Raw genomic sequence first — 18,654 nt, forward strand, 5'->3', positions numbered from 1 at the left:
GTGAATCGGACATCAGGAGGTGCGTGGAGCCACCAGGCCGGATTCGTAGGCGCGCACGACCAGTTGGGCGCGGTCGCGGCAGTGGAGTTTGGTCATGGCCCGGTTGACATGGGTCTTGGCGGTCGTCGGGCTGATCACCATGCGGTCGGCGATCTGGTCGTTGGACAGGCCCCGCGCGACCAGGGCGACGGCCTCGCGTTCGCGGTTGGTCAGCTGTTCGAGCGCCGCGCCGGTGCCGGTGTCCGGCGGCTGGGAGACGTACCTGTCGATCAGCTTGCGGGTGATCGCGGGTGCGAGGAGGGCGTCCCCGCGGGCGGCGACGCGTACGGCGTGGAGGAAGTCCTCCGGCATGATGTCCTTGACGAGGAACCCGGTGGCGCCCGCGCGCAGCGCGTGGAAGACGTACTCGTCCAGGCCGTAGTTGGTCAGGATGACGACGCGCACCCCCGCGAGCGCCGGGTCCGCGGCGATGCGCCGGGTGGCCTCGATGCCGTCGAGGACCGGCATGCGGATGTCGACGAGGGCGATGTCGGGGAGGTGTTCCCTGACCAGGGCCAGGCCCTGCTCCCCGTCGGAGGCCTCGGCGACCACCTCGATGTCGTCCTCCAGGTCGAGGAGCGCGCGGAATCCGCTGCGCAGGAGCGGCTGGTCGTCGACCAGCAGGACACGGATCACGACGTCCGGTCCACGGGGAGTTCGGCATGGACGGTGAAGCCTCCCGAGGCGCGCGGCTGCGCCCGCAGCCGGCCGCCGAGGGCGGTGACGCGTTCGCGCATCCCGAGCAGCCCGACGCCGGGCACCGGTGTCGTGCCCGGCGCGGCCGTGCCGTCGTCGTCGATGCGGACCGCCAGGGTGTCCGCGCGGCAGTCGATCCGGACCGACGCCGTGCCGGCGGCGGCATGCCGGGCGACGTTGGTGAGCGACTCCTGGACGATCCGGTAGACGGTGCGGCCCACGGCGGCGGACACGCCGTGTTGTTGCCCCTCGATCGTCAGCGTCGTCTCCAGCCCGATGGCACGGGCCCGTTCCACCAGTTCCGGGACGTGGTCGAGGCCACGCGGCGGAGCGGTGTCGTCATCGCGCAGCGCCTCGAGGGTGGCGCGCAGTTCCCTGCTCGCCTCACGTCCGGCCTGCTGGATCGCCAGCAGGGCCGCCGGCACGTGTTCGCCGCTCCTGCGGGCCACGTGGACGGCGACCTCGGCCTGCACCTTGATGATCGAGATCTGGTGGGTGAGCGAGTCGTGCAGTTCCCGCGCGATGCGCAGCCGCTCGTCGTCGGCGCGGCGCCGTGCGGTCTCCTCTCGGGTGCGCTCGGCCTCGTCCGCCCGGCGTTCGGCCTGCCGCAGCGCCTCTCCGGCGGCCCCGGCGGCGATCAGCCAGGCCACCTCGAGCGCGCCGCGGGCCCGTGCGAAGGCCTCGCCGGTGTCGTGCAGGGAGACCAGGGCGGCGAGGGGGAGCGCGGCCAGCATGGCCACGCTCGCCGCCACCGCGACGGTGCGGTGTCCGGCCCGCACGGTTGCGTACACGGCGAAAAGGTAGGCGACGGCGGGCACATCGAAGCCGGCGGCCTGGTAACCGACGGCGCACAGCCCGGTGACCGCCAGGACGGGCAGGGGCGCCCGGCGGCGCCCGGCGAGCGCCAGGCCGCCGGTCGCCAGCAGTACCGAGCCGAGCGCAGCCGGACTCCCGGCGGGGTGCCGCCCGGACAGCCCGGTGACCAGCAGCGCCGCCGCCACGCCGGCGGCGATCAGCCAGTCGACGGCACGGGGTGATACCGCGGGGACACCGAACCGTCCTTCGTCCATGCGCGCACCCTAGCCGGATGCCTGCGTGGGCGAGTCCCGCTCGCGGACGAGCGGCGTGCTACCGCGTTCGCGGTACACGCGCGGCTCCTACGGCATCCGCAGCAGTCCGGTGCGCCGCGTGCGGCAGCACGAAGTGACCGCGCCTGCGGGACGATCCGCGCCGGGTCCGACGGACATGCTCGGTCCACGTCCAGTCGTGGGAAACGAAGGAGAACCCCATGTCGGTTCGATCCGTCCTCGCCGCACCGGCTTTCGCACAGACCCCGGTCCAGCTGGCCGCCACCAGCTCCTACACCCTGACCTCCGAGCGGGTCTGGGCGAGCGCGGCCGCACTGCTGGCGCTCGTCGCCGTGGCCCTCGGCGCGCTGGCCCTCCTTTCCCTCGCCGGGCGTATCCGCATCGGCAACGGGCGAGCCCCGGCAGCCGTGGCGCTGGCGGCGGGACTCGTGTCCGTGGTCAACGGCGGGCTGGTGGTCGTCACCGCCGACGGGGGCCCCGGTACCGGCAACGGCATCGTCGGCGGCTACGTGGCCGTGGTGATCGGTGTGGTCGCCGTGGTTCTGGGCCAGTGGGCGCTGACCCGCTCCCGCCGTGCTGCCTGAGCGCGGGTGACGGGCGGAAAGGCCGATCGCCGGGGTGCCTTGGCCGGCCCCCTCGTACTTCCGGCAGGATCCTGACGTCCTGTCAGGGCCCTGGTCCGCCGCACCGCACGCCGGCGGCGCAGCGGGCCGCGCTGAGGAAGGTGCCGGCCTGCGTGCGCACGACACGGTGCGTCCGGGGTCTTCGGCGACGTCGGGACAGCCGGACGGAGCACCCCCTCCCACGCGCGGAAGGCGACCACGCCGACGACGCCTCCAGGGCCCGCCGTGCGACCTGGACCTCGCTTCGTGTCGAGGCCGCTCGTCCGTCGGGGCGCGCAGCTTCGCGTCGTGGCTGCTCCCGGTCCGGGATCGCGCGGCGTCGACGGCCGCTAGAGCGCGCCGCGTTCCACGCAGCCGCGCAGGAACGCGGCCTGGCCGGCGTGCTGCAGGTCGTCCGACACCACGCTGACCAGCCGCACGGCGAGCGTCACCGGCGGATCCCAGCTGGTGTCGACGACGCGCGGGAAGTCCGCCTCGCGCAGCGTCCGCAGATAGCCCACGGTGTGCTCGTACACCGCGTCGTGGTAGCCGGTCAGCAGCTCACCCGATTCCACGCGCAGCGCGGCGACGTCCTTGGGACGGTGGCCGTACCCGGTGTCGTACGGGGCGAACGGCAGACCGAAGCGGTCGGCCCAGCCGCCGTCGGTCCACAGCTGCCCGGTGCCCGCGACGCCGGCCACGTGGTCGTCCTGAATGCGCGTCAGATGCCAGACCAGCCAGGCGATCGAGTTCGCCCCCTCGTCGGGCCGCGCGTGCAGGCCCTCCAGGGGCATGCCTTCGACCGCCTCGTGGACGGTCTCCTGGATCCTGCCGAAGGCGTCGGCGAGCAGATCCGCGCTCTTCATGCGTGCTCCCTCGTTTCCTGTGCCGGTCGGCCGCGGCCACCGCGGTGCCACTCCGCCCACGCTATGCGTGCCGTCCCGCCGCGGCCACCAGACACTCCAGCACCCGCCGCAGCGGCGGCTGCCCCGCGGTGCCGGCGGCCAGCAGCGCCGAGACCGTACGGGTCACCGGGTGCGCGGGCGGGTGCAGGCTGACGCCGTCCAGGGCGGCGGGCAGCGCCAGCCGCGGGACGAGCGCGACACCGGCACCGGCCGCGACGAGGGCGGTGAGCACCGAGAAGTCGCTGGCCAGCGCCACCGGCCGCGGCACGAACCCGGCAGCGCCGCAGGCCCGCCGGGTCAGTTCGTGGCAGGAGGTCTCCGGCCCGGGCATGAGCCACTCCTGCCCGGCGAGGAGCGCGAGGTCGACGGCCTCGCCCGGGGCCAGGTCGTGCTCGGCGGCGAGCGCGGGAGGGACGGCGAGCAGAACCGGGTCCTCCATCAGATGGTGCTGCTCGCAGCCTGCGGGCACCTCGCGCGGCAGCAGGCTGTACGAGTGGACGACGGCGATGTCGGCCTCGCGCCGCCGCAGCAGCTCCACCGCCGCGTCGGGTTCGTGCTCGGCGATCCTGAGCCCGGACGGCACACCGGCATCCCCGTCGGCGAGCAGCCGCCACACCCGCGGCAGGAGTGTGCGGGCCGCGGACGGGAAGGCGGCGACGCGGACCGGGCCGCCGGCGCCCCCGCGCAGCCTCTCCAAAGCGGCCTCGGCCGAGGCGAGATCGCCGAGGATCACCTCCGCGTGCTCCACCAGCAGCCGTCCGGCCGGGGTCAACCGCAGCGTACGGCCCTGCTTCTCCAGGACCGGTATCCCGGTCTCCCTCTCCAGCGCGGCGAGTTGCTGGGAGACGGCGGGGCCGGTCAGATGCAGCGCCTCGGCGGTGGCGGCGACCGTGCCGTGCACCGAGAAGGCCCGCAGCAGACTCAGCCGGCGGACATCGAGCATTAAGTCTTCCTTCTCCTTTGTGGAAGAAATAGTAACTGGATCTTTGTCATCCTAGTCGGAACAGTGGAACCCGTGAAGCCTCCCGCCCCGTCTCCCCGTGTCCTCGCCCTCACCGGCACCGTCGTGCTCTGGGCCTCGGCCTTCCCCGCCATCCGCGTCGGGCTGGAGGGGCTGGGCGTCTCCGCCCTGTCCTTCCTGCGGCTGGCCGTGGCGTCGGCCGCGCTCGCCGTGGCAGCACCCCTGCTCGGCGTCCGCCGACCGCGGCGGCGCGACGTGCCGCTCATCGCGTTGTGCGGCCTGACCGGCATGGCGGCGTACCAACTGCTGCTCAACTGGGGCGAGGTCCACGTCCCCGCCGGGACCGCCAGCCTGCTGGTCGCCCTCGCCCCCGTGTTCAGCGTGCTCCTCGCGACCGTCTTCCTCGGCGAGCCGCTGACCCGCGCCGTCGTCGCGGGCAGCCTCGTGGCGATCGGCGGCGCCGCCGTCATCGCACTCGCCCGAGGCGGCGCGCACTTCACCGCGGGAGCGCTCGTCGTCCTCGGCGCCGCCGTCGTCCAGGGCGTCTACCACGCCGCCACCAAGCCGCTGCTGCGCGGCCGTACCGGGCTGGAGGTCGCCTGCTACGCCATGTGGGCCGGCACCCTGATGCTGCTGCCGCTCGCCCCGGGCGCCGTACGGGCCGCGGCCCACGCCCCCGGCTCCGCGCTCGCCTGCGCGGTCTACCTCGGCCTGCTGCCGTCCGCACTGGGCTTCGTGATCTGGGGGTACGCGGTCGCTCGGCTCAGTCTCGCGACCTCCACGGCGGCCCTGTACCTCGTACCGCCGGTGGCCCTCCTCGTCGCCTTCGCATGGCTGGGCGAGACCCCCCGGCCCGCCGAACTCGCGGGCGGTGCGATCGGTATCGCGGGCGTCGTCCTGATCAACCGCGGGCGGCCCGAGGCGCCCGGGGCCGGCCGGCGGCCGCGTCAGCGGATCGCGAGGACCAGGGCCACGACGTAGTGCTCGTCCACCATGCCGTCGGGGAAGCGCCGGGCCAGGTGCTCCCGTTCGGCGGCGAGGAAGGCCCGGGAGCGTTCCTCGCCGATCACCAGGAACGCCGACTGGGTGCCGATGTTCGCCAGGTGCACCTCGACGGGCACCCGCCGGGACCACGGCACGCGGAGCTCGGCGAAACCGGGTCCGTCCGGCAGACGCCCCGACCGGGGGTGGGACAGCGCCGCGAAGAAGCCGCGCAGCCGCTCCTGCTCGGCGGCGATCCACGGCACCGAGGTGTCCGGGTCGTTGCGCCACAGCGCGAACGCGCCGCCCGGCCGCAGCACCCGCAGCGCCTCCGGCACCGATCGCCGCGGATCGGTCCAGTGCCACGCCTGGGCGTACGTCACGAAGTCGAAGGCGCCGGAGGCCAGCGGCAGCCGGTCGCCGTCGCCCCGGACCAGGGCGACGTCCGGCAGGTTGCGGTGCAGTTCCGCGGCCATGCCGTCGCCCGGCTCGACGGCCACGACCCGGGCGCCGCGCTGGTGCAGCAGCGCGGTGGCGATGCCCGTCCCCGCGCCCACGTCGGCGACCAGGGCACCGCTCAGCGGGCGCCCCGCCAGCTCCTCCACGGCGTCGAGGAGGGCCGGCGGGTAGGAGGGGCGGTTCGCGGCGTACCGTCCGGCGGCCCGGTCGAAGGAGCGGGCACGTGGTGAACTGGTCATACCCCCATGATCCTCCGCGCCTGGCCGCCCGCGGCGGCCGGTCAGTCCCAGCGTCCCGAGCCGTAGCCCCCGGCACCCGCGGCGGGACGGATCCACCGCGTGGCCAGGAACGCGAGGCAGCTGACGGCGACGATCAGCAGACCGGGACCGATGCCGCCGCCGCTGCCGATCGCGCCCAGCGCCGTCGGGTCGCTCGCGGTGCCCGGGTAGACCGGCGCGCCACCCGGCGCCGTCGGGGCCCCGGGCACCCCCGGAGCCGCCTGCTGCCCGCCCTGACCGTTGCCGGAGCCGCCGGAACCGCCGTTCGCGCCGCCGCCCGCCTCACGGGTGGGTGTGCCTGCGGAGGCTGGTGGCTGCGCGCCCGGCGTCCCGCCGCCGGCGGCCGGCGCCGGGGCGTCACCGCCGTCCGTGGCGCGCGGCAGGCTCACACCGAGTGCCGCCATCGCCGTGGTCACCGGCTGGAAGAACGTGATGCCGCCCGCGGTGCAGTCACCGCTGCCGCCCGAGGTGATCCCCAGTGCGAATCCCTGCGCGAAAAGGGGGCCGCCGCTGTCACCGGGCTCGGCGCACACGGAGGTCTGTATGAGACCGCCGACCGTCCCCTCCGGGTAGTTGACCGTCGCGTTCAGCCCGGTGACCTGACCGGAGTGCAGCCCCGAGGTGCTGCCGCTGCGGAAGACCTCCTGCCCCACGAACGGGTCGGCAGCTCCCGTGATGCGGACCACGCGGCCCTGGCCGACCCCGACGACGCTGCTGTGGTCCGAGCCGTCGTTCTGGTACTGGACGAGCGAGAAGTCGCCGCCGGGGAAGGAGGCCGAGACGGTGGTGCCGACGGGCTTGGTCCCCTGGTTGTCGGCGAACCAGCCGGTGCCCGGCGGCCCGCAGTGACCGGCCGTCAGGATGAAGTCGGTCGTGCCGTTGGTGACGTTGAAGCCCGCCGAACAGCGGCTGCCCCGGGTCAGGATCGGTGCGGCCCCCGCGGTCCTGGTCGTGAAGGACGCCCCGGTGCGCTCCATGCGCACCTGCCCGCCGATGCCGTCCGCCACCGACTGCAGGCGCGCCCACTCCTCGGCGGAGACCGTGCTGTCGGCCAGCACCAGGACCTCGTTGGAGACGGGGTCGACCGACCAGGCCGTACCGGGTACGCGCGGGGCATCGCCCAGTGCGCCGGCCGCGTCCTTCAGGTCGCGCATGCTGTAGCGGACGACCTCCGCCCGGGCGCCCGCCTCGGCGACCTCGGCCGCGGAGTCCTGGTCGGTCACGGCGACCACCGGGCGGCCCTGGTCGTCGACCCAGCTCCCGCCCGTGCGCGCGTCGCCGAGACGTGCCGCCAGATCCCTGGCGAGGCCCGCCGCGTCCGGCGCGGCCTGTGGGCCCTGCGCGCCGTCCGGGGCGTCCAGCACCTGGCTGCCGCCCCCGGTCCGCGTGCCGTCGGGGGCCGCCCCGAAGGCCTGCGACATCATCACTCCGCCGCAGACGACTCCCGCGACGGCCACGAGCCGCAGCGCGCGCTGCACCTGACGCCGTTTGCGCCTCACCGTGCCCCCAATATCCGCTTCCGTACCTGCAGGTCACCGGCATGTGCTGCCGCGGATCCCGGCGGGGACCCGGCCTTCCATACGTGCGGGGAAGCCGCAGTGCTCACCGTTCGCGGCGACGATGCGGAACGCGCCCGGGTGCCCGGCCCGGCGAAGCGCTCTATCGTGGCCGGGTCGCCGCAGCCGGCGATCCACCGAGCCATCAAGGAGTGACATGGGCGGTCAGTTCGAGGCGGTCGTCGAGGTCGGCCGTCCCGTGGCGGAGGTCTTCGCCTTCCTCGCGGACGGGCGCAACGACCCCAAGTTCAGCCCCCGGGTGCAGGAGATCGTGCGCACGCCGGACGCGGCGACCGCGGTCGGCACGGTGTTCACCAGCATCGTGAAGGACGCCGGGATGAAGTCCCACCGGGAGTTCCGGATCACCGAGTTCGACCCGCCCAACCGGATCCGCTGGACCGAGCAGTCGAAGAACCTGGTCACCGCCGAGGGCGGTTACGACCTTGAGCCGGTCTCCGAGACCACCACCCGGGTGCGGATCTTCAACCACCTGGAAGGGCACGGCCTCGGGAAGCTGCTGGTGGGAGTGGCGCTGAGCGCCGCGCGCAAGGACGCCCCGGCGTTCGGGCAGCGGATCAAGGCCGCCGTCGAGGCCTCCTGACCCGGCATGCCCATCCCGGCATCCTGATCCGGCATGCCGCCCGTGACGTTGCGGGCGGCGGACGCGGGTCACCCGGGCCCGCCGCCGACAGCGGACCCGGGTGACGTGCTCGGCGGTCGCGCCCGCCGGGCCTGCCGCGCCCGGCGTGCGGGTGGCACGGAGGATCAGTAGCGGAGCACCGCGGCGATCCGGTCGTGCTCCGCGAGGCCGTCCGGCGGTACGAAGCGGACCTCGGCGCCCTTGTCGAGCGCGGCCTCCACGAGTTCGTCCACGATGTCCTCGCGGACGCCCTCCTCGAAGCCGCCCGCCTCCGGCGCGGCACCGTCCACCGGGATGAGGTGACCGTCGCTCAGGCGCACGGTGCGCTGGAAGTCCTCCTCGACCACGATGAGTTCGGCGCGGCCCTCGCGCACGGACTCCCACACCTCGTCCAGCCCGGCCGCGAAGGTCCTGCGGCTCCGGGCGTCCACCAGCCTGCGGCCGGTCCGTTCGGCCTCCCGCTCGGCGAACTCCTTCTGCGCCGGGGCGAGTTCCTGGAGCAGCGTCTGCGCGGGGCCGCCCGCCAGGCCGCCCTTGTGCACGACCGCAACCGCGGCGTCGGCGGCCGTGCCGACCTCCTTGAGCAGGGCGACCGCGTCCGGCAGGCCGACCAGGTACAACGGCCGGCCGTCGGTGGCCAGGAGCGAGGCGAGCGCACTGTCGACCGACCGCAGGAACCGACGCGTCTCCTCGTCCCGGAACGTGCTCGGGTGGTCCCCGACCTGCTCCTGCCGTTCGGGGTCCCACTGCACGGGGTCGGGCTCCAGCGGGAAGCCCTGCGCGCCCTGGGGGTGCAGCGACTGACCGCTGCCGCTCCACAGCGTGGCCCGGTCGGCCGCCACCGTGAGTACCCAGTACGGGCGGGCCCTGGCCTTCGCGGCGACCAGGTTGCGGGTGAGGAAGCTGTCGCTGAGCACCACGCGCTCGGGGACGGCCCGCGGCAGGGTCCAGATCTGGTGGTCCCGCTCCGTGGCGTACATGACGAGCCCGTCCAGCGAGTAGCGCAGGTCGACCTCGGCGGCGGCGGCCTTGAGCTGGGTCTTGATGGCCATCCGGGCCCGGCGGGACGCCTCGGGATCGTGCTCGATCCGGCGTTCGGCCTCGGCGAGAAGATTGCGCAGCCGTACGGCGTCCTGGGCGTTGTCCGGTTCGCGCCGGTGCGTCGGCATGGTCAGCGACACCGCCGGGTACGGCCTGGTCGCGCGCAGTTCTCGCAGGGTGCCGACCGTCAGGGCATCGGTTTCCATGATCGCCTCCCTGAGGGGTCCGCGGTTGCTCCCCGCGGAGGGGGGCAGCCCCACACCCCGAGCCTCGCACACCAGCCGGGCCGCCGCCTGCCGGGGACGGCCCGGTCGGCGCGGCGTTCAGGCGCCGTTGCGGTGGTGCGCGCCGAAGCCGGAGTCCCAGGCCCACATGTGCGTGCAGCCGGGGCACTGCAGATGCACCACGGGCCCCTTGCTCGACAGCAAGTAGCGCCAGTGGTCGGGGCAGTTGCGGCCCGCGGCGCAGGTGGCGCACTCCCGGTGGTCAGCACAGCGCGGGCAGGGGACCCACGCCCGGCGGCCGGGGTCGGCCGTCGGATCAATCGGAAGCAGCACCGTCGTCCTCCCCGGCCGCCTCACGGGGCGGCAGCACACCGGCGGCCACGAGCGTGCGGTACACCGCCTCCTGCTCCTCGTCGAGGCCGGAGTAGAGCAGCCGGTACGCCGCGTCCTCCTCGCGGAGCACGGCCAGCGGGTCCCATTCGTCGCCGAGGGCGGCGAGGACCTCGGCCCGGCGGCGGGTCTCGTGGTCGGTGAAGTCCAGCTCGAACGCGTGGAGGCGGTCCGGGGTGTCGTCGTCGTTCATGTCGCCCGCTCCCGGGGCAATCGGGGATGAATCCACTCTGTGTAACAAAGTGTCGTGCCCTGGGGAAAGCTTTTCCCGCCTCGATGTGACGAACTGCATGCGGCTCCGCCGCTGGTCAGGGACGTACCAGCGGCGGAGCGCCAGGGGGCCGGGCGCCGCTCAGGAGCGCCGGGCGGCCTTGCCGCGGACCGTCCCGAAGGACAGCAGCGGCCTGCGAGCGGCCGGTTCCGCGGCCTTGGTCCCCTTGCCGGCTCTCGCGGTCCTCCCGCTCCTCCCGCTCCTCCCGGTCTTCCCGGTCCCCGCGGTCTTGCCGGTCTTCCCGGCCGGGCCGCTCCCGCGGCCCCGGAACGCCTTCGTGATCCTCGACGTCCTGGTGCCGTCCGCGGGCTTCGCCGCCGGAGCCGGATCCTGCGCGGGGGCCGCCGGGCGGACGGCGTGCACGGCCCGGCCGAGGCGCCGACCGAGGAGCAGGTAGCCCAGCAGGGCACCGGCGGTGTTCATGATCACGTCATCGACGTCGAAGGCACGGCCCTGCACCACGGCCCCCTGCGCCAGCTCCACGAGGACCATGACCAGCCCGGTGGTCACCACCACGCGCAGCGCACCGCGGGCCTTCGGCGCCAGCACCGGGAGCAGCACGCCGAAGGGCATGCCCAGCAGCACGTTCCCGCCGACCTGCCGCACGGCGCCCGCCACCGTGTACCGCTCGTAGTACTGCCGCAGTGAGGCGCCCGGCTGCAGGTTCGCGTGCGCGAGCCCCTCGGAGGCGTACGACGGCGCGAGCGTCGCCCGGGCGAGCACCGCCCCGAACGCGACCATCGCCACGAACGCGAGCGCCATCGCCGCCCACCGGGCCAGCGCGGCCAGTGGTGACCGCCGCCCCTCTCCCGGTGCTTCCGACGTACGCCCGCGCACCGCCCATCGAGCCACGGACTTCCCCCTCCTCTGGTCTGTTCCCGGACATGGTCTCCCCGTGTCACAGACCGGATACCCCGAGCGCCCGCCACGATGCCGGGCAACCGCCGTGCCGCGCCGGTCAACTCGGCGGCGCCGCCTGCTGAGGGGGCGGCGGTGCCGCCGGGGGCGGGTCACCGCCCGCGCGGCCGGTCGCCGGCACCAGGGCGGTCGACCGGCTGATCGCCAGGACGGCCGCGTCGTCGCCGAGGCAGCCGCCCGCGTAGGCGAGCAGGTCGGCGCACAGGCGCTCCACCAGCGCCTCGGGATCACCGTCCGGCTGCCCGGCCAGCCGACCGGTCAGGGGGTAGAACGCCCCGGAGACGTCCCGCGCCTCGACGACACCGTCGGTGTACAGCAGCAGGGTGTCGCCCGGCCCGAAGGCGAACGTGCGCACGGTGGGCTCCCCGCCGGCCCCGCCGGCGAACTGCGTCAGCCCCAGCGGCGGCGCGGGAGCGGGCATGTCCAATGAGGTCACGCGGCCGTCGTGGAGGACCAGCGGCGGCGGATGACCACAGGTGACGAGGCGGACCACCGGCTCGTCGTCCGGGATGTCGGCGACCACCGCGGTGACGAACGACTCCGCCTCGTCGCCGGCCGGCTCGGCCTCCGCGGCGGGATCGCACAGCTCCGACGCGAGGGCCTGCTCCAGCCACAGGACCAGGGCCGGCAGCTCCGCCTGCCGATGGGCCACGGCCCGGAAGGCGCCCAGGGTCAGTGCGGCCTCGTTCACCGCCTCCATGCCCTTGCCGCGGACGTCGCCCACGATCACCCGGGTCCCGCTGTCCGTCCGAACCGCCGCGTACAGGTCCCCTCCGATCTGCGCCTCCGCCTCCGCGGCGAGGTACACCGAGGCGATGCGCAGCGGTCCGATGCTCCGGGGGATGGGACGCAGCAGCACCCGCTGCGCGGTCTCGGCCACCGAGCGCAGCCGGATCACCTGCTGCTCGTGCGTGACACGCAGATGGGCGAAGAAGGTCGCCAGCACCGACATCAGGGCCAGGGTGGCGATCTGCGCCGAGTGGTTGAGGTCCAGGGGCGTCGTGCGCATCCCCGCCACGACGATCTGCGCGGCGACCGCGACCCCGCCCACGATCGCGGTCGTCCGGGGCCCCGCGAACGACGCGGTGATCGCCGGGGCGGCCACCAGGAACGGCCCCAGATGGACCTCGGGCGGAGCCATGACGTCGACGACGGTGACGAGCAGGATCAGCCCGAGCATGGCGGCCACCAGCAGATGCCCAAGCCGCCACGACCGCCCCCACCGCCCCAGGCGTCGTGCAACGTCCATGACTCTTGGATACACCCGCGTCCACCGCCCTGCGCGCCCGTGGCCCCGGCGCCTCAGGACCGCCACTTCTCCCGGACCAGCACCTCCCGGATGCGCCAGCCCGCCCCGGTGTGCCGCAGACCGAAGGTGTAACGGCCGCCGCACACGAAGTTGGGCGCGGTCGGCTTCGTCCCCGGGTCGTCCAGCCGCATGGGGTTGACGTAGTCGGCCAGCGCCTCGGCCGACGGCGGATCGAGGACGATCCGGCGGTTGACGATCAGGTGCTGGCGCACGGGGAACAGCCGCATCGTCGAGGCGAGCCAGTCGGCGACCTCGCCGGCGGGACCGGCGATGCCGCCCGCGGAGGTGTAGTCGGCCCGGCCGTCCGGGGCGAAGAGCGCGACGTACGCCGTCCAGTCGCCGTCGTCGACGGCCGCCGCGTAGCCGCTGATCAGCTCGTCCACGGCCAGCCGGTCCAGCAGGGTCTCCCACTCCGCTCGCGTCGTCATCGGCACAGTGTTGGGCACGCGGGGCCAAGAGCCAAGACACGTGCGGGGGTCAACCGTGCCGGGCCGCGCCCCGCGACGTCACTCCGGCAGCGGGATGCGCATGCTCACCGACCCCCGCAGATCCAGCCACGCGGCGGACGGCCCGCGGACCAGCCGCAGGATCACGGTGTCGCAGCCGGGGCAGCGTGCCACGAGCCCGGGGGCGTGGTCGTACACGCGCAGCGTCGCCACCGGCCCGGTGCGCCCGCAGCCCGTGCAGCGGCCCTCGGCGGCCGTCATGTCCACCGCGAAGATCTCCCCGAGCGGTCCGGCCAGCGCGTTGCCGTCGGTGTACGCGTCCGTGCCCTGTGCGCTCATCCCAGCCTCCCGTCGGCCCGGCCGTCCCGGCGCCACCCACCCTACGCAGCCGACGCCCACCCCGCCCGCGCACGGTCGCTCGCCCCTGGTGAACGACGCCGACGCGGTCGAGCAGCCACTCGCCCAAGGCGCCGACCCCTCGCCCCAGGACCACCGGGGACTCACCCCGCTGCGCCTTGCCGCGGAGGGGTCGACCACCGACGCGATCAGGGTGCCGACGACCTGATCGCCCTGTTGCGTGCCCACGGAGCCGACCTCCATGGGCCGAACACCAACGGCCGTACCCCGCGGGGCGCCGCGCGCACCATCGCCGGCCATGATGTGGCCCGGTTCTTCCGGGACCGGTGCGGCGAAGCGCGGCGTCAGCGCAGTTCGAACGTGAGCAGCGGCTCGGCGAACACGGGCGCCGGTGTGTCGGGGTCCGCGGCGACGGCCTGCTCCAGGCGGCGGAAGCCGGACTCCACCTCGTCGGGGCCGAGTTGGGCGAAGAACGAGAGGGTGCGCAGGCGCAGGCGCTCCAGCATGTCGCCGCGGGTGCCCGGGGACGGCTCGGTGACCGTCCCGTAGTCGACGACCTTCCAGCCGACGGACGTGAACATCGCGATGACCTCGTGCAGCGGCTGGAATATCGAGGCGTCCACCTCGTATCCCCGCGGGAAGTGCTCCAGCCACCACGGCCGGGGATGGTGGTCACTGAAGTTCGCGCGCAGCAGCAGCCGCCCACCGGGCCTCAGCACCCTGGCCAGCTCCCGCGCCGCCCGGGGCTTGTCCTGTACGTGGTGCCAGGAGAGGAACATCAGGGCGTAGTCGGCGCTGCCGGACGGCACCGGCATCTCCTCCGCGCTGCCCGCCAGGTACCGCACCCCGGGGCCCTCGGACTGCGCCTGTGCGACCTCGCGCATCCGGACCGACGGCTCGACACCGATGACCGGCCCGAAGGCCCGCGCCAGCGCGGGGGTGAACCTGCCGGTCCCCGAGCCCACGTCCAGCCCCGCCAGCGGACGCCGTCCGGGCAGCACGGCCTCGAAGGCGTCCAGCCACACGCCGAGTTGGCGAGCGGACAGCGCGCGGCCGCGCGCGTAGTCCCGGTACTGCTCCTTGTCGTAGTCGATCGTCCTCATAGCCTCTCCCCCGTCGGCCGGCCGACCACAAGCGTCGTCCTGATAGGTCAAGTCGACATATCGGGACGATATGCGGGGCGGCGGCGCCCGGCAAGAGGGCCCGCCCGGGCGGGGGTTCGGTGACCGAACCCCGCCTCCGGGAAAACCTCTTGCCCGGCCACCCGCCGGTTGCGCATCATCTCCGGCATGGATCTGTGAACAGTGGCGCATGCGCGGAATGAGGACGGGTTCGAGTCACTCCCCGTCCCGCTCCGCCGTACCGCCCGAAGCCCGCACCGTGTGATCGGCGCGAGCTGCGGGCTTCCTTCACGCGACGTGATCTGCGACGTCGCGCGGGCCGGCGTGCCCCGCTCTGCGGCGCCGGCCGTACGCCACTGATTCCGGGAGGCACCCCGCGACGCCGCACGGCGATGCGCGGTGCCTCCCGCGCAAGCCCTGGAGCTCGCCGAAGCCATGAACGAATCCAGTAGCAGCCGTGTGCCCGCTGAAGCCGGCGGAGCCGACGTCGACCGGAAAACACTGTGGGTGGTCCGGGAACTCGGTCTGCCCGCCATCGTCAAAGCGTGCGTCGCGTGCAGGTCCACGCGGCACCGTCCCACCGGGAAGATCCGCGTGAACGCGAACGGCAAGCTCCTCGACGTCTGGATGCTGATCTGCTGCGCGCTGTGCGGACGCACGTCGAAGATCCCCGTCCACGAGCGCATCCATGTGCAGGCACTCGAGGGCGAACGGCTGCGGAGGTTCGAGAACAACGATCCGGCCATGGTGCGGCAACTGGCGATGGACGGGGAACTGGCGGGCAGGGCCTCGTACCGGCTCGACTGGAGCGGCACATGGGAGCTGGAGACCGACATGCCGTTCTATGAGCCCGACCCCGCGGACCCGCTGCCGCTCGAGGTCGTCGTCGGATTCGAACTCCCGGCGCCCATCAGGGTCGAGAACCTCCTCACGACCGGCTTCGGCCTGAGCAGGTCCGCCGTGCGGGGCATGGCCGCCGCCGGACGGCTGCGCCTGCCCGTGGCCCTCGACGCGAAGGTACGCGAGGACTTCACCCTCTGTGTCGTCACGACCCCGCCGCCGTCACGAGGCGCGGAGCGGCGTATGTGACCGACCTACCCGGCCCGCCGGTACCCGCGCCGGCTGGACCGGCGCGGGGTCGGCGGACCCTGGAGACGGCCGGACCGCGGTCGTGGGCGGCCCGGGTCGGGTCCGCGGGCCGCCCGCCTATTCGCCGGCCCGGCCGGTCCCGGCGTAGACGCGCAGGTCCGAGCGCCTGGTCGGCACCTTCCAGCGCCGGAAGGCCTCCATCGCACCGGATGGCAAGGCAGGCTCGTCCTGGTCGACGACGAAGCGCACGACACGCTGCTGCACGTCGCTCAGGTCGTCGAAGGACTGCGGCGGTTCGGCGGGATCCCCCGGGAAGACCGTCGTGAACAGCATCCGCGCCGTGTAGTACCTGTCGTAGAACGCTTCGACGCCCGTGCAGCCGGCCAGGCCGATCAGCATGGCATCGACCGCCCGGAGCGTCGTGGCCCCGGACGTTTCGGCCAGGGCCATCGCCGCGAGACCGCTGTACGAGCCGCTCAGGAACGACATGGTCGCGGTCTTCTCGGGGGGCCGGGCGACGGCCTGCGTGAGCACGTCGACGACGGCCGGACCGGCGATGCCGAACCGCGTCAACGCGAACGCGGAGGCCCAGCGCAGCTCGACGATCGGGCTGTCCAGGTAGGGGGCGATGAAGGTGACGGTCGCCGGCTCACCGAGCAGACCGAGGGCGACTAGCCCCGTCGCCGCCGCGCCGGGGGCGACTTCATCGGCGACGAAGGCCTTCAGGAGTGGAATCGATGTCGCCGCGGACTCGGGGAACCACGCCAGCAAGCGCGCCGTCATGGCACGCAGTTCAGGGCTGTCCGAGGTCAGCAGGACGGCCAGCGCGGGAAGCGCCTCCCGGACGGCGTCATAGGAACGCACCACCGCTTCGGCGGCGACGAGCACATGCGCCCAGGTCTCCTCGCGGTCCTCCCGCTGCTCGTCGTCCGCCGCCTCGCCGATCCATCGAGCCCAGATGTCGGCTTCGCCGCGCAGATTCTCCAGGGCGACGCGGTCTTCCCGGGGGTCATAACCGTTCGGCAGGTAGTTGTTGTCCAGCCCGATCGCGATGGCGACCAGCAGACCGACGCACCGATGCCTGTCGGCCGATCTCGGATTGAGTGCCATCCGCACGAGGAATGGAACGGTGTACACCGCGGCCTGCGACCGCGTGCCCTGGTGCACGATGTGGTTCGCGAGCAGCGCACTCGGCGGGTACCCGTCCTCCAGGACCCCCGCCTGCATCGCCCGGAGGTGCCCGGGGACGTCGTCGGCCATGCCGTAGGAGTGCTGCAGACTGGCCCAGGGCACATCGTCCAGGCCGGCGAGGGGTCCGTCATCCGTCACAGCGGCAGATCCTGGCACACCAGGATGGGGCCCACGACGGGCTGGGCGGCGTGACGGGGATCTTCGGCCGGCCGTGCCGATCGTCCCGACACCGGCAGGGGCGCGGCGGGGATAGCCTCGGGCCATGCCGAGCTTCGAGATCACATCGATAGGTACGGTCCGGAATGACCGGACGGACGTGCAGCACACCGACAACTGGGGTGCCGTCCGCAGCACGATCACCGTCGACGAGCGCTTCGGCGAGGCCTGCCTCCAGGGTCTGGAGGGCTTCTCCCACGTGGAGGTCCTCTTCGTCTTCGACCAGTTCCCGGAGCTCGACGACCACCGCGAACCCCGCCCGTACCGCGGCCGCTCCGACCTCCCGCCGGTCGGCGTCTTCGCCGGCCGGGGCCCCCGCAGGCCGAACCGCATCGGGGTGACGTCCTGCGCCATCGAATCCGTCAAGGGCCGCGAACTGACGGTGGTGGGCCTCGACGCGGTCTCGGGCACCCCGGTCATCGACCTGAAGCCGGCGATGGAGGAGTTCCGCCCTCTGGACGTCAGGCAGCCGGAATGGGTCAGCCGCCTGATGTCGGAGTACTTCCAGCCGTAGGACGAGGCGACGAAGCCGATCGCGTCCCCGGGATGTCGGTGCCTTCGGATACTGTCCGGGCCCGCCCTTGGAAGGAGCAGTCATGGACACGCGCACGGGCTGGTCGGGAGTCCGGGAACGTGTGATCGCGGTGGAGGAGGCCGAGCGTCGGGCAAGCGGTCGGGGGACATCCCCCCACCCGGTCTTCGAACCCGTCCTGACGGCCGCCGAGATCGCCGAGGTCGAGGCGCAGTACGGTGTCGAGCTCCCCGACGAGTACCGCACGTTCCTTGCAGAGGTCGGCGCCGGCGGACCCGGACCCGCATTCGAGCTGGCGTCCTTGCGCCGGGTCGACGGGACATGGGGGTGGATCTGGGCAGGGTGTGATCCCATGGTGCTGGACGCGAGCGGGCCGTTCGTCGAGACCGCAGACTGGGCCGACCGTCAGGTAGCCACCCTGCACGCCGCCGGGTACGAGCCCACCACTCGTGACGATGACGACGACTACCTGGACGATTACCGCAGTGCCTTCGGCGACACCGGCGAAGCGGACTGGTTCGAGGAACGTGTGCGGGGCGCGATCCTCATCAGCGACAACGGATGCGGGATGAGCGGCTGGCTCATCGTCGTCGGCCCGCACCGCGGTGAGCTCCGGGACCGGGACTGCGGGGGCAACCCGCCCTTCGAGCCGTGCGTCGACGCCTCAGGCGAGCGCCACACCTTCCGCACCTGGTACCTCGAATGGCTCGAGGAGCGCGAGAGAGAAGCGTGAGGGTCGCCCGCTGCCGGCGACCCCCGGTGTCAACGCACCGTGCGGGAAGGGGATCCGGGGTCGTGCGAGCGCCACGCGCCCGGCGGCCGGCCGGCACCCTGCGCGAGCAGCCACGTTGTGACCCGCACCAAGGCGCGCGCCGAGTCGACGGGAGTGTCGTACGAGCGCCCGGTCTCGGCAACGGTGTGCCCGCCGCAATCCGTCCCGCGGTCGCACGGCACCCTGACCTCCGCCTCGACCTCCCACGGCGGACCCCAGTTCAGATCCCAGAGGCAGCGGCGCGGGAAGTACAGCCGCGCGTGAAAGGAGACCGCGGGTAGCTCTACGGAACCGAAGACTCCCGCGAGCACGAAGCCGTCGACGCGGTGGTACTCCAGGCCGCCACCGGTGTGACCGGCCTGGACGCCGAGCTGCCCGGCCAGCCGGGAGACGTGCTCATCGGCGTCGACGAGCGCTTCACGTACGGCGTCGATGTCCCCCGGATCCGGAAACACCCAGCGCACATCGCCTCGCCCGAGCGGGACGGCTTCCTCCACCGGCACAAGTCTGCCCGCATGCGGAATCAAGGCCAAGGCCCGACCACCCGCAGGCGCTGTCGGTTGCGCTCGCGG

Annotated in this window: 23 protein-coding genes; 7 read left to right on the forward strand and 16 right to left on the reverse strand. The window is 73.5% G+C overall.

Annotated features, from left to right (window positions below; all coding sequences use genetic code 11):
• Positions 1-12: 12 nt before the first annotated feature.
• Positions 13-675 (reverse strand): response regulator, encoded by a 663-nt coding sequence (locus ACFW3D_RS16070; RefSeq protein WP_500504754.1) that lies wholly within the window; start codon positions 673-675, stop codon positions 13-15.
• Positions 672-1,805: a sensor histidine kinase gene (locus tag ACFW3D_RS16075; protein ID WP_500504755.1), complete on the reverse strand. Its 1,134-nt coding sequence runs from the start codon at positions 1,803-1,805 to the stop codon at positions 672-674. The genes ACFW3D_RS16070 and ACFW3D_RS16075 overlap by 4 nt, the downstream gene beginning before the upstream one ends.
• Before the next feature lie 218 nt (positions 1,806-2,023).
• On the opposite strand from ACFW3D_RS16075, the gene ACFW3D_RS16080 reads away from it, so the two are divergent.
• Positions 2,024-2,407: a DUF6223 family protein gene (locus ACFW3D_RS16080; RefSeq protein ID WP_500504756.1), complete on the forward strand. Its 384-nt coding sequence runs from the start codon at positions 2,024-2,026 to the stop codon at positions 2,405-2,407.
• Positions 2,408-2,775: 368 nt separating this feature from the next.
• Here ACFW3D_RS16080 and ACFW3D_RS16085 read toward each other — a convergent pair whose 3' ends face one another.
• Together ACFW3D_RS16085 and ACFW3D_RS16090 are read right to left on the reverse strand one after the other, a co-directional pair.
• Positions 2,776-3,291: a mycothiol transferase gene (locus ACFW3D_RS16085; RefSeq protein ID WP_500504757.1), complete on the reverse strand. Its 516-nt coding sequence runs from the start codon at positions 3,289-3,291 to the stop codon at positions 2,776-2,778.
• A gap of 61 nt (positions 3,292-3,352) precedes the next feature.
• Positions 3,353-4,273 carry a LysR family transcriptional regulator gene (locus ACFW3D_RS16090; protein WP_500504758.1) on the reverse strand — a complete coding sequence of 307 codons (921 nt, stop codon included), beginning with the start codon at positions 4,271-4,273 and terminating at the stop codon, positions 3,353-3,355.
• Between the two features lie 72 nt (positions 4,274-4,345).
• Between ACFW3D_RS16090 and ACFW3D_RS16095 the strand changes: the two genes are divergently transcribed.
• Entirely contained in the window at positions 4,346-5,272 is a 927-nt protein-coding gene (locus tag ACFW3D_RS16095; protein WP_500504759.1) for a DMT family transporter, read from the forward strand.
• Here the strand turns inward: ACFW3D_RS16095 and ACFW3D_RS16100 are convergent.
• Both ACFW3D_RS16100 and ACFW3D_RS16105 read right to left on the reverse strand, forming a co-directional pair.
• On the reverse strand, positions 5,239-5,970 hold the full coding sequence (locus ACFW3D_RS16100; protein WP_500504760.1) for a class I SAM-dependent methyltransferase: 732 nt from the start codon (positions 5,968-5,970) through the stop codon (positions 5,239-5,241). The two genes, ACFW3D_RS16095 and ACFW3D_RS16100, sit on opposite strands and share 34 nt — an antisense overlap.
• A gap of 41 nt (positions 5,971-6,011) precedes the next feature.
• Positions 6,012-7,508 carry a S1 family peptidase gene (locus ACFW3D_RS16105; protein ID WP_500504761.1) on the reverse strand — a complete coding sequence of 499 codons (1,497 nt, stop codon included), beginning with the start codon at positions 7,506-7,508 and terminating at the stop codon, positions 6,012-6,014.
• A 214-nt stretch (positions 7,509-7,722) separates the two neighbouring features.
• Between ACFW3D_RS16105 and ACFW3D_RS16110 the strand changes: the two genes are divergently transcribed.
• Positions 7,723-8,166, forward strand: coding sequence for an SRPBCC family protein (locus ACFW3D_RS16110; RefSeq protein WP_500504762.1), 444 nt, complete (start codon positions 7,723-7,725; stop codon positions 8,164-8,166).
• A gap of 164 nt (positions 8,167-8,330) precedes the next feature.
• Here the strand turns inward: ACFW3D_RS16110 and ACFW3D_RS16115 are convergent, their stop codons facing one another.
• From ACFW3D_RS16115 to ACFW3D_RS16145, 7 genes are all read right to left on the reverse strand, one after another.
• Complete coding sequence (locus ACFW3D_RS16115; protein WP_500504763.1) at positions 8,331-9,452, reverse strand: baeRF3 domain-containing protein; 1,122 nt, start codon at positions 9,450-9,452, stop codon at positions 8,331-8,333.
• Between the two features lie 117 nt (positions 9,453-9,569).
• A complete protein-coding gene (locus ACFW3D_RS16120) occupies positions 9,570-9,800 on the reverse strand; it encodes a hypothetical protein (protein WP_500504833.1) in 231 nt (76 codons plus the stop codon).
• Positions 9,787-10,053 carry a DUF6400 family protein gene (locus ACFW3D_RS16125; protein WP_500504764.1) on the reverse strand — a complete coding sequence of 89 codons (267 nt, stop codon included), beginning with the start codon at positions 10,051-10,053 and terminating at the stop codon, positions 9,787-9,789. Before ACFW3D_RS16125 ends, ACFW3D_RS16120 begins: the two co-directional genes overlap by 14 nt.
• A 159-nt stretch (positions 10,054-10,212) precedes the next feature.
• On the reverse strand, positions 10,213-10,983 hold the full coding sequence (locus ACFW3D_RS16130) for a VanZ family protein (protein ID WP_500504765.1): 771 nt from the start codon (positions 10,981-10,983) through the stop codon (positions 10,213-10,215).
• 106 nt (positions 10,984-11,089) lie between these two features.
• A complete protein-coding gene (locus tag ACFW3D_RS16135) occupies positions 11,090-12,298 on the reverse strand; it encodes a PP2C family protein-serine/threonine phosphatase (RefSeq protein ID WP_500504766.1) in 1,209 nt (402 codons plus the stop codon).
• A 53-nt stretch (positions 12,299-12,351) separates the two neighbouring features.
• Complete coding sequence (locus tag ACFW3D_RS16140; protein WP_500504767.1) at positions 12,352-12,786, reverse strand: nuclear transport factor 2 family protein; 435 nt, start codon at positions 12,784-12,786, stop codon at positions 12,352-12,354.
• A gap of 78 nt (positions 12,787-12,864) precedes the next feature.
• Complete coding sequence (locus ACFW3D_RS16145) at positions 12,865-13,143, reverse strand: DUF6510 family protein (protein WP_500504768.1); 279 nt, start codon at positions 13,141-13,143, stop codon at positions 12,865-12,867.
• A gap of 88 nt (positions 13,144-13,231) precedes the next feature.
• Here ACFW3D_RS16145 and ACFW3D_RS16150 point away from each other — a divergent pair, with 88 nt between their 5' ends.
• Positions 13,232-13,369 carry a hypothetical protein gene (locus ACFW3D_RS16150; RefSeq protein ID WP_500504769.1) on the forward strand — a complete coding sequence of 46 codons (138 nt, stop codon included), beginning with the start codon at positions 13,232-13,234 and terminating at the stop codon, positions 13,367-13,369.
• 136 nt (positions 13,370-13,505) lie between these two features.
• On the opposite strand, the gene ACFW3D_RS16155 is transcribed toward ACFW3D_RS16150, so the two are convergent.
• Positions 13,506-14,264, reverse strand: a complete 759-nt coding sequence (locus ACFW3D_RS16155) for a class I SAM-dependent methyltransferase (RefSeq protein ID WP_500504770.1) — start codon at positions 14,262-14,264, stop codon at positions 13,506-13,508.
• Between the two features lie 453 nt (positions 14,265-14,717).
• On the opposite strand from ACFW3D_RS16155, the gene ACFW3D_RS16160 reads away from it, so the two are divergent.
• The gene (locus ACFW3D_RS16160; RefSeq protein WP_500504771.1) at positions 14,718-15,371 is read left to right on the forward strand and encodes a DUF1062 domain-containing protein; all 654 of its coding nucleotides are present in this window, start codon (positions 14,718-14,720) and stop codon (positions 15,369-15,371) included.
• Between the two features lie 117 nt (positions 15,372-15,488).
• Here ACFW3D_RS16160 and ACFW3D_RS16165 read toward each other — a convergent pair whose 3' ends face one another.
• Entirely contained in the window at positions 15,489-16,631 is a 1,143-nt protein-coding gene (locus tag ACFW3D_RS16165; RefSeq protein ID WP_500504772.1) for a HEAT repeat domain-containing protein, read from the reverse strand.
• A 193-nt stretch (positions 16,632-16,824) separates the two neighbouring features.
• On the opposite strand from ACFW3D_RS16165, the gene ACFW3D_RS16170 reads away from it, so the two are divergent.
• Together ACFW3D_RS16170 and ACFW3D_RS16175 are read left to right on the forward strand one after the other, a co-directional pair.
• Positions 16,825-17,292: an SAM-dependent methyltransferase gene (locus ACFW3D_RS16170; protein ID WP_500504773.1), complete on the forward strand. Its 468-nt coding sequence runs from the start codon at positions 16,825-16,827 to the stop codon at positions 17,290-17,292.
• Positions 17,293-17,374: 82 nt separating this feature from the next.
• Positions 17,375-18,043, forward strand: a complete 669-nt coding sequence (locus ACFW3D_RS16175) for an SMI1/KNR4 family protein (RefSeq protein ID WP_500504774.1) — start codon at positions 17,375-17,377, stop codon at positions 18,041-18,043.
• 29 nt (positions 18,044-18,072) lie between these two features.
• Here the strand turns inward: ACFW3D_RS16175 and ACFW3D_RS16180 are convergent, their stop codons facing one another.
• Positions 18,073-18,579, reverse strand: coding sequence for a hypothetical protein (locus tag ACFW3D_RS16180; RefSeq protein WP_500504775.1), 507 nt, complete (start codon positions 18,577-18,579; stop codon positions 18,073-18,075).
• Positions 18,580-18,654 lie beyond the last annotated feature (75 nt).

The sequence above is a fragment of the Streptomyces sp. NPDC058864 genome (assembly GCF_042742985.1).
Classification (GTDB): Bacteria; Actinomycetota; Actinomycetes; order Streptomycetales; family Streptomycetaceae; genus Actinacidiphila.